This window comes from Mesorhizobium sp. IMUNJ 23232, from assembly GCF_044326205.1.
Taxonomy (GTDB): Bacteria; Pseudomonadota; Alphaproteobacteria; order Rhizobiales; family Rhizobiaceae; genus Kumtagia.
Map to the genome: position 1 here is coordinate 1 of NZ_JBIRCY010000112.1, position 9,929 is coordinate 9,929.

Sequence of the window (9,929 nt, forward strand, 5' to 3'; positions counted from 1 at the left end):
TCCGCACAGCGAACCGCCGCAATGCCTGCATGGCTCGGCGATTACAACAACCGCAGACCTCACGCCGCCCTCGGCGGAAAACCACCCATAGCTAGATTGATCAAGGACAACGTCCTTGGAAATGACACCTAGGTTGAAGCCCGGGGCTTCATCCTCCTCATTTAAGGGAGATTGCCGATGCCGAAGAGATTGCAGGGGAAGGTCGCGATCATATCCGGCGGTGCGACTGGCATGGGAGGCGCGGCATCGCGCCTTTTTGCCGCTGAAGGCGCCAAGGTTGCGATCGTCGACCGCAATGGCGAGGCTGCTGCGGAAACTGTCGCAGACATTCGCGCAGCGGGTGGTGCCGCAGACTTCTTTGTCGCTGACGTTTCAGACGAAGCCCAGGTTAAGACTGCGGTCGGGCAAGCATCCGAAGCCTTTGGCCGGATCACCACGTTGTTCAATCATGCCGGAACGATTGTGATCAAACCGCTCCTGGAGACGACAGTTGATGAATGGGATTGGCTCCACGCCGTTAACGTCCGATCAATGTTCTTGATGACGCGTGCTGTGATCCCCCAAATGATCGCAGGCGGTGGAGGTTCCATTGTTTGTACATCGTCGATTTCTGCTGTGGCCGCCACCCCGATGGAGGTTCTCTACGACACGACCAAGGGCGCGTGCCATATGTTTGCGCGCGCTATCGCTGTCGAATTCCGCGACCGCAACATCCGGTGCAATGCGGTCTGTCCCGGTTTCGTGCGGACACCACATGGCCTACGTGAGGTAGACGAACTCAGCCGCCTCGGTGTCGATACGTCAGAAGCTGCACTCGCAGTCCAACAGGGCCGTATAGGAGAGCCCGAAGAGGTGGCACAGGCGGCTCTTTTCCTTGCGAGCGACGAGTCGAGCTTTATTACAGGCACGCATCTCTTTGTAGACAACGGGTTCACCGCGATCTGACCATTGGTCCGATGGCTGCTTCGCGCCGCATCTCGGTTGTCAGGGCCGGATTGCTATTCCTTGAAAGCGGACGTTGCCGGCGACTAAGCCGTACGTCGTGTTTGCGTCATTTCACCGCTTTCGCGCTGAGAGCAGGCAACGTCGCGATCATATCCAACGATTAGCCGCCGCGATTATGGCGGGTGAGGCACCGCTGCCGATCCTCGCCGTGACGCATGACCAGTCCAGCTCGATCGAGGCAGTACGTCCTGGCGCCCGCCGTTTCCCTCGCGGCTCGGCTCCTTCGCCTCCATCGGTTCGGGAGCGGCCACGACTGCCGGCACGAAAGTGGGCGGTGCCCAATCTCCAATTGCTTGCGCGCCCCGCGCTGCCAGGCGAACAGCCGTTGCCGCGCCAAACCGTGCTGGCGTGCCATTGCTGACACCATCCTGGGCCAACGTCTCCTCCAGGATCGGCGCTCGGTCGTCGGCTGACCAACGCCGGCGGCCAGCCGCTCCGTTGATGATCTCTAAGCGCCGGACCTCGCTCACCGGCCCAAGTCTATAGTGAAATCTGGAGCCAAAGCGTTCCCCTAAATCGGATCGTGAAGGTGCCTCGGCAGACGGGTGCAAAGAAGGTACGGTCAGAGCCCCGCTTACGAACCGCTAGCCATCGCAATCAGAGACCGGCAGCCGGGTTCTCCGATGGAAGCTGCGTTTCGCTTTGTGCTCAAAATCAGAAAGGAATGCCTAGTCTATAAGATTTATAGACTTAATATACTTCTATCGTCGGTGCCTTGCCGGCCATTGTCGACGGAGAGATGCATGGGCTGCAAACGGCAGTTGAAGCTCGGTTTCATGTTGCACGGCGTCGGTATGGGTTGGGGCGATTGGCGCCATCTCGATGCCGACCCAACGGCCAGCACCAGTTTCGAATACTACAAGCGGCAGGCCCAACTCGCCGAGCAGGCAAAGTTCGATTTCCTGTTTGTTGCCGACAGCGTCTTCATCACTGAGAAATCCAGCCCGCACTATCTCAATCGCTTTGAGCCGCTGACGATTCTCTCAGCATTGGCAGGTGCTACGTCGAACATCGGCCTCGTCGCTACCCTGACCGTAAGTTACAGCGAGCCATACAACGTCGCGCGCCAGTTCGCCTCGCTCGACCACATAAGCGGCGGCCGCGCCGGCTGGAACGTCGTCACCTCTTGGCTCGAAGGCAGCGCCTCGAACTTCAGCAAGGCGGCGCATTACGCGCACGACACGCGCTACCGGCTGGCGGCCGAATATCTCGACGTGGTGCAGGGCCTCTGGGATTCATGGGAGGACGACGCGCTTGTCCACGACAAGGCGAGCGGAAAATTCTTCGAGCCGTCGAAGCTGCATCGTCTCGACCACAAAGGCGAATTCTTCCAGGTGCGCGGGCCGTTAAATATCGCCCGCTCGCCACAGGGCCAGCCGGCCATCTTCCAGGCGGGCGCGTCTGAGGACGGCAGGAATTTCGCCGCGAGCCGCGCCGACGCGATCTTCGTCGGCCACGAAACCTTCGACGAGGCGACCGCCTACTATCACGACATCAAACGGCGGGCCGCCGGCTTCGGCCGCGACCCGGACCAGCTTTTCGTGCTGCCCGGCATCCGGCCGGTGATCGGTTCGACCGAGGAGGAGGCGGAACGAAAGTACCAGGATTTCGCCAACCTCACCTCGATCGAGAATGCGCTGTCGATGCTGGGGCGGCCGTTCAACGACTATGATTTCCTCCAGCACGACCTCGACGCGCCGTTCCCGGATGTTGCCGCACATGGCGCCAACAGCAATCGCAGTCATTCCGACCGCGTTATCGAGGCTGCCCGCAAGGACAATCTGACGCTCCGGCAGGTTGCACTGCGCTTCGCCACGCCCCGCACCGACTTTGTCGGCACGCCGGAGCGGGTCGCCGACGCCTTGGAGCGCTGGCTGGAAAACCGCGCCGCCGACGGTTTTGTCTACAACGTCTCGCTGCCGAAGGAGCTTGAGGTCTTCATCGAGGAGGTCGTCCCGATCCTGCAGAAGCGCGGCATCCACCGCAGCGAATACGAAGCTTCCACCTTCCGCGGCAATCTCGGCATCCCGGTACCGGAAAACCGCTACGCGCGGCGCGACCTCACCATCGCTGCCGAATAACCCCGTCCATCCATCCCCTTTCACGAAAGCGAGCATTGCCATGACAAAGATTTCCCGCCGTCTCTTCACGGTCGTCCTCAGCGGCCTCGCGGCGCTCACGCTTGCAGGCGCATCGCCTTCCCTGGCTGCCGAGGATCTAAGCAAAGTTGTCTTGCGCGTCGGCGACCAGACCGGCGCGACTCGCGCCAAGCTAGAGGCCGCCGGCCTTCTGAAGGACGTGCCCTATCAGATTGAATGGTCGGTCTATGCGGCGGCCGTCAACCTGCACGAAGCGCTCAAGGCCGACGCCGTCGACATCGGCAGCGCCGCCGACTCGCCGACGGTTAGCGCGATCGCCGGAGGCTCGAAAATCAAGGTGGTCGCGAGCTTTACCAATGGCGGCCTGGGCAGTTCCCTGATCGTTCCGGCCGGCAGCCCGATCAAGACGATCCAGGACCTGAAAGGCAAGACCATCTCGCCGTCGACACGTGGCAGCGTCGCGCATTTCCTTACGCTCGGCGTACTGAAGAAAGCCGGTCTGACGGCCAATGATGTGAAGCTCGCCTTCCTGACGCCGGCGGATGCCAGTGCGGCGTTCCAGTCCGGCGGCATCGATGCCTGGGGCACCTGGGGCGTCTATCTGGCGCGCTCGATCGGCACGCTGAAGGCAACCGTGCTCATCGACGGGCCTGGGATCAACACCGGCAAGGGCGTCTACAGCGCAACCGACAGCGCGCTCGCCGTTCCCGGCAAGGTCGCGGCCATCGCCGATTTCGTCGCGCGCGTCGAGCGCGGCTACGACTGGTCGCGCCAGAACAAGGACGCCTTTCTCGATTTCTACGCCGCCTTCACCAAGCAGGATCGGGCGACCGTCGAGTACCTCTATGCGAGCGAAGCCGCCTACAAACGCGAGCCGGTCGACGACACCCTTGCCGCATCCTTGCAGACCGTCTTCGAGACCTGGAAGGAAGCCGGCGTGCTCAGCGGCGACCTGAAGCTGGCGAACTTCGTCTATCGCGACCTGCCGACCAATTGAGCCTTCGGAGAAGACGAAATGAGTTCGGTCGAATCCTTCGGAACATTTCCATTGTCGCCCGCTCCGGCCAGCCGGCGCGAGGCGGCAGCTGCCACGACCCGCCCGCCAGAAGGGCTGGCCCTCGAAAAAATCAGGCCCGTCTCCGCCTCGGGCAAAAATCTGCCGCGATGGCTGCGCCGGTTGACCGGCCCGGTCCTGCTGGTTCTTGCCTGGCATCTGGCCTCCGTCAGCGGTGTGCTGCCGCCCGAGGTTCTGGCCGGACCCTCGACGGTGATCTCCAGCGCGGCCGCGCTTGTCGAAACCGGCGAGATGCAGGCTGCCATGGTCACGTCGCTCGGCCGCGCGCTCATCGGGCTCGCCATCGGCGGGACGATCGGCGTCACGCTGGCGGTGTTGGCCGGCCTGTTCCGGCTCGGCGAGGACGTGGTCGACGCGCCGATGCAGATGATGCGCACCGTGCCCTCGGTGGCGCTCATCCCGCTGCTGATCATCTGGTTCGGCATCGGCGAGGCGCCGAAGATCGCGCTGATCGCGCTCGGCACGGCCTTCCCGCTCTATCTCAACGTCTATGCCGGCATCCGCAACGTCGACCTGTCGCTGATCGAGGCAGGCCGCACGCTCGACCTGTCGCGCGCCGCGCTGATCCGCCATGTCGTGCTGCCCGGCGCGCTGCCCAACGCGCTGGTCGGCCTACGCTATTCGCTCGGCATCGCCTGGCTGGCGCTGGTCTTCGGCGAGCAGATCAACGCGACGGCCGGCATCGGCTACCTGATGGCCAATGCCCGCGAGTTCTTCCAGACCGACGTCATCGTCGTCTGCCTCGTCGTCTACGCGCTGCTCGGCCTCGGCGTCGATTTCATCGTACGCACTCTCGAACGGATTTTTCTGGCATGGCGACCGTCCTTCAGCGGAACCTGAACGTCACGCATCCCGCATCGCGGGCGGCAGCCTTCCGCCTCGGCGAGACGGCGGTGCGGGTGCGCGGCCTGTCGCGGCGCTTCGACACACGCGCCGTGCTGCGCGACCTCGATCTGGACATCGTCCGGGGCGAGTTCGTCGCGCTGCTCGGCGCCAGCGGCTGCGGCAAGAGCACGATGTTGCGCATCCTCGCCGGACTTGACCGCGACATTACCGGTGATGTCGAGGTTCCGTCCCGCCGTGCCGTCGCTTTCCAGGCGCCGCGGCTGATGCCGTGGAAGACGGTGTGGCGCAACGTGGTGCTCGGCCTGCCTGGCCGGCCAGATCGCGCGCAGGCGCTTGCCGCGCTGGAGGAAGTGGGCATCGGCCACCGCGCCGACCAGTGGCCGAAGGTGCTGTCCGGCGGCGAGGCGCAACGCACTTCGCTTGCCCGCGCGCTGGTGCGCGAGCCCGATCTTCTGCTGCTCGACGAGCCCTTCGCCGCGCTCGACGCGCTCACCCGCATCAAGGCCCAGGAACTCGTCGGCGAGCTCTGGCAGCGGCACGGCTGTGCCGTCCTGCTGGTGACACACGACGTGGAAGAGGCGGTGCTGCTAGCCGACCGGGTGCTGGTGATGAAGGACGGCATCATCGCCCATGAGAAACGCATCGATCTGCCGCGCCCGCGCGATGTCGCCGATCCGGTTTTCGCCAGGACGCGCGGCGCGCTGCTCGATTGGCTGGGCGTCCGTCACGGCAGGCCGCACGCCTATTAAAGTTAAATAAGGTCAGCCGCAGTGAAGCCAGCCACCGAAGATACTCTGGAACTCGCCGCCGATGTGCTCGTCATCGGTGGCGGGCTTGCCGGCACCTGGGCCGCTTCCGCCGCGCGCCGCGCCGGCGCCAGCGTCATCCTCGCCGACAAGGGGTATTGCGGCACCAGCGGCGTCACCGCCACCGCCGGACCGGGTCACTGGTGGATTCCGCCCGACCCGGCCTCGGCGCGCGAGAACGCCATCGCCAACCGGCGCAAGACCGGCTTCGGTCTCAACGAGCCGGACTGGATGGCGCGCATCCTGGCGCTCACCTGGGAGAGTCTGCCGACGCTCGAGGGTCTTTACGACTTCTCCACGGACGAGAACGGCGTAAAGCAATATCGCGCCTTGCGCGGCCCGGAATACATGCGCGCCCTGCGCAAGCTCGTCGACAGCCTTGGCGTCACCGTGCTCGACCACAGCCCGGCGCTCGAACTGCTGCAGCGTTCAGACGGCTCGATCAGCGGCGCCCGTGGCGTCAGGCGGCAGAAGGGCGGCGCATGGCAGATCAATGCCGGCGCCGTGGTGATCGCCACCGGCGGCACATCGTTCCTGTCGCGGCTGCTCGGCTCGCACACCAACACCGGTGACGGCTATCTGATGGCGGCCGAGGCCGGGGCCGAGCTTTCCGGAATGGAGTTCACGACCTACTACACCGCAGCGCCGGTGCGTTCGACCATGACGCGGTCGATGTCCTACGCCTTCGCCACCTACTACGACGAGGATGGCAAGGTCATTCCCATGCCGCCGGGGCCGGAAACGACACGGCCTCTGGCGCAAGCTATGCTTAAAGGCCGCGTCTTCTGCGACTTGTCGCGTACGCCTGAGGACATCAGGCTGCGCGTGCCGACCATCTCGCCCAACTTCATGCTGCCTTTCCGGCGATGGGGCATCGACCCCTACCATGATCGTTTCGAGGTCACGCTGCACGGCGAGGGAACGATCCGCGGCATAGGCGGCCTGCGTGTCGCGAGCGACGATTGCTCCACTTCCGTGCCCGGCCTGTTCGCCGCCGGCGACGCGGCGACTCGCGAACTGGTGGCCGGCGCCATTTCGGGCGGCGGCAACATCAATTCGGCGTGGGCAGTGTCGTCCGGGCAATGGGCGGGCAAGGGCGCCGCGCGGTTCTCAAGAAGCCACCATTCGACCGGAGGCGGCCGCGTGCTGGGCCAGGCCGGCCTGCGTCCGAGCGCCAGCGTCCGCGATGTCGACGTCACGGGCGCGCTTGAAGCGATCCAGTCCGAAATGCTTGCCTACGACCGCAACATCTTCCGCAGCGGGGCGAAACTGAGACGCGGCATCGCGTCGCTCGAAAGCGCGTGGGCCGAGATACGGCCGCACCTGCGCGGGAACTCGGATGCGCCGCTCAAGGCGCGCGAACTCGCCGCCATGCTTGCAACCGCACGCTGGTGCGCGGCATCCGCACTGGCCCGTGACGAAAGCCGTGGCATGCACCAGCGCGACGACCGGCCGGAAACCGATGCGGCCTTCGGCCACCGCATCCTGGTTGGCGGGCTCGACCGCATCTGGACGCGCGCCGACGTCGCCGCACCGCTGGAGCTTGCGTCATGATCGAACTGGTGATTGCCGAACGTTGCACGGCCTGCAACGCCTGCATCGAGATTTGTCCGACCAACGTGTTTGAGAGGAGCAAGGCCGGTCCGCCGACAATAGCCCGGCAAGAGGATTGCCAGACCTGCTTCATGTGCGAACTCTATTGCCGGGAAGACGCGATCTACGTCGCGCCCGACTGCGAAAATTCGACGCCGGTCGACGAGAAGATCATCCTCGCCTCCGGCCTGGTCGGCGAGTTCCGTCGCAATCACGGCTGGCACGAAAGGGAAGGCGATCCGCGCTACCCCAACGAGCACTGGCGCATGGAGAGCGTGTTCCTGCGAGCCCGTGATCTGGCAATTGTTGAAGCTGAGAATAAAGAGTCTATAGCATAGATATAGATTTATAACTGAATTATTCTTGAAAGTGTAAAACAAGTCTTCGAACACCGTTCGAAATGAGGTAAATTTGCAGTTAAATCGAGGAAGTATCCTTGATATTTACTTACAAAATTTATTCGTATACGGGGTAATATTGCTTTCCAACTTGGAATTTTCTCTATAGTTGTTAAATCTGCGCCGATACTTGTACCTGTACATTCTTGGGGTCCGATGCGCCGGCCGCCGCACAACGTTCCTCAGAGGACGATAAAGTTGTTGTTTGCAAGGGAAAGGCCTACGGCAATCGTGGCGAAGTGGACACCGGGGCCACCGGCACTGGCGTTGGCATCGTAAAACAGCTTGCCAGTGTCGGTCTCGTAGATGATGAAATCGTCGGCATCTTGCGACAGTCCGGTCAGATTGGCGCGGAATTGGCCGGATGCCAACGTCCCCAACGTTGTCAGTGCGGTAAAGACGACATCATCGAATTCGATCTTGTCGGCCGCGGCATCAAAATCCAGAATCGTATCGACGTTCCCCAGACCGGGCGTAGTTGTGAAAGCAAACGTGTCGGCGCCATCCAGCCCTTGCAAGGTGTCTACGCTGCCACCTCCATCGATCCTGTTGTCGCCCGCGTTGCCGATGATTGTCTGTGCGAACTCGTTGCCCGTCAGAGAGATGTCGGAGGTGCCGGTTGCTCCGTTGGTCGTCATGGTCTCGACGTGCACACCCGCACCAAGCGCGTAGTCCACCCCGGCCGCCACGCGGTCGGACGCGCCTTGCGCCACCCCTTCCTGTATGGTCGTGGCCGAGTTGTAGACTTGATATACGTCGTTTCCGGAAAGGCCGCGCAGCAAGTCGGCCACACCTGCCCCGTCTCTCAGCGTGTTTGTGCCGTAGTTGCCGACTATTTCCTGCGAGAATTCATTGCCAACCAGGGCCAGGGCGGTTGTTGAGGTTGATGATGTCGTCGTGAGGAACTCAACATGAACTCCCGTGTCGAGCTTGTAGCTGGCGCGCGCCATGATGCGATCGGCGATCCCGCCGGAAGCGGTTTCGATAACGACGTCGCCGAGCCCGTCGACGATAAGGACGTCGTCGTCGGCTCCGCCATTCAGAGTGTCGCTGCCCGCTCCGCCATCCAGCCTGTCGAAGCCCTTGCCTCCGTTCAGCACATCCGATCCATCATTGCCGAAAAGCTGGTTATTGCCTGCGCTGCCGGTCAATGTGTCGGCAAAGGCCGACCCGACCAGATTCTCTATCCTCGTCAATCGGTCGAGGCCCGCGCCGCCCGTGTCCTGCACGCCGGTGCTCGCCAATCCCACCGCTACACTGGACGTGGCGTCGGCGTAGGAAGCTGTGTCGATACCCCCAAGGCCGTCGAGCGTGTCATTTCCGGCGCCACCCGACAGCGTATTGCTGCCGTTGTTGCCGGTGATCACGTTGTCCAATTCGTTTCCGGTCAGGCTAAGAGCGGCCGTACTGCCCTGGGATGATGTCCGCAATTCCTCAATCGACGTTCCGGCTGCCAGCGCATAACTTCCCCTGGTGACGACCACGTCTGCACCCTGTCCGGACATTTCGACGACCACGTCCAGCATGGTGTCGACATAGTACATGTCGTTGCCGATCCCTCCGATGAGTTCGTCCGCGCCCGTCCCGCCATCGAGCACGTCGTCGCCGGCGCCGCCTGTCGCCGCGTCGTCGCCGGTACCCAGCATGACAAAATCATCGCCGCTTCCAAGCTGAGCGAAATCGACAAATCCGCCCCCGACGACATCGTCGTCCCCCGCGGTGCCTTTCAACACCTGATCGCCGGTTGCGTTCAGGCCAACAATGAGGGTCGATGTGCGAAACACGGCGACCCCTGCATTGATTTCGCTGCCGCCGGCGATCATGGCGTATTGACCATCGGCAATGCTGCCAACGTTCCAGTTTACCGTCATCGGGGTGGAAGAACTGATATAGTCGGCGTATTTATATGTTGGATCAGTTAACCCGTTCAATCTAGGCCTCGTGGACAAAGGGTAACCAAAGCTTGACTGCTGCGATGGTGACGAAGCCGAGGTAAGACTCCTTTGTCTTGTCGTATCTGGTGGCGACGCGGCGCCAGTTCTTGAGCTTGTTGAACAGCCGCTCGATCAGGTTTCGCCACTTGTATTTCTCGGCATCGTGTGGCGCG

9 protein-coding genes and 1 pseudogene are annotated in these 9,929 nt (G+C 62.8%); 8 read left to right on the top strand and 2 right to left on the bottom strand.

The window, feature by feature from the left end; translation table 11 throughout:
- From ACH196_RS36750 to ACH196_RS36785, 8 genes are all read left to right on the top strand, one after another.
- On the top strand, positions 1-132 hold a 132-nt coding region (locus ACH196_RS36750), incomplete at its 5' end, for an integrase core domain-containing protein (protein ID WP_396650131.1).
- A 45-nt stretch (positions 133-177) separates the two neighbouring features.
- Entirely contained in the window at positions 178-945 is a 768-nt protein-coding gene (locus ACH196_RS36755; RefSeq protein WP_396651762.1) for an SDR family NAD(P)-dependent oxidoreductase, read from the top strand.
- An 803-nt stretch (positions 946-1,748) separates the two neighbouring features.
- On the top strand, positions 1,749-3,086 hold the full coding sequence (locus tag ACH196_RS36760) for an LLM class flavin-dependent oxidoreductase (RefSeq protein ID WP_396651763.1): 1,338 nt from the start codon (positions 1,749-1,751) through the stop codon (positions 3,084-3,086).
- Between the two features lie 40 nt (positions 3,087-3,126).
- Complete coding sequence (locus ACH196_RS36765; RefSeq protein ID WP_396651764.1) at positions 3,127-4,101, top strand: ABC transporter substrate-binding protein; 975 nt, start codon at positions 3,127-3,129, stop codon at positions 4,099-4,101.
- An 18-nt stretch (positions 4,102-4,119) separates the two neighbouring features.
- Positions 4,120-5,019 (top strand): ABC transporter permease, encoded by a 900-nt coding sequence (locus ACH196_RS36770; RefSeq protein ID WP_396651765.1) that lies wholly within the window; start codon positions 4,120-4,122, stop codon positions 5,017-5,019.
- Positions 4,992-5,774, top strand: coding sequence for an ABC transporter ATP-binding protein (locus ACH196_RS36775; RefSeq protein WP_396651766.1), 783 nt, complete (start codon positions 4,992-4,994; stop codon positions 5,772-5,774). Before ACH196_RS36770 ends, ACH196_RS36775 begins: the two co-directional genes overlap by 28 nt.
- Positions 5,775-5,795: 21 nt before the next feature.
- Complete coding sequence (locus ACH196_RS36780; protein ID WP_396651767.1) at positions 5,796-7,385, top strand: FAD-binding protein; 1,590 nt, start codon at positions 5,796-5,798, stop codon at positions 7,383-7,385.
- Positions 7,382-7,762, top strand: coding sequence for a 4Fe-4S binding protein (locus ACH196_RS36785; protein WP_396651768.1), 381 nt, complete (start codon positions 7,382-7,384; stop codon positions 7,760-7,762). Before ACH196_RS36780 ends, ACH196_RS36785 begins: the two co-directional genes overlap by 4 nt.
- A 242-nt stretch (positions 7,763-8,004) precedes the next feature.
- Here ACH196_RS36785 and ACH196_RS36790 read toward each other — a convergent pair whose 3' ends face one another.
- On the bottom strand, positions 8,005-9,753 hold the full coding sequence (locus ACH196_RS36790) for a calcium-binding protein (RefSeq protein WP_396651769.1): 1,749 nt from the start codon (positions 9,751-9,753) through the stop codon (positions 8,005-8,007).
- A 1-nt stretch (position 9,754) separates the two neighbouring features.
- Positions 9,755-9,929, bottom strand: a pseudogene (locus ACH196_RS36795) (IS5/IS1182 family transposase); the annotation flags it as partial.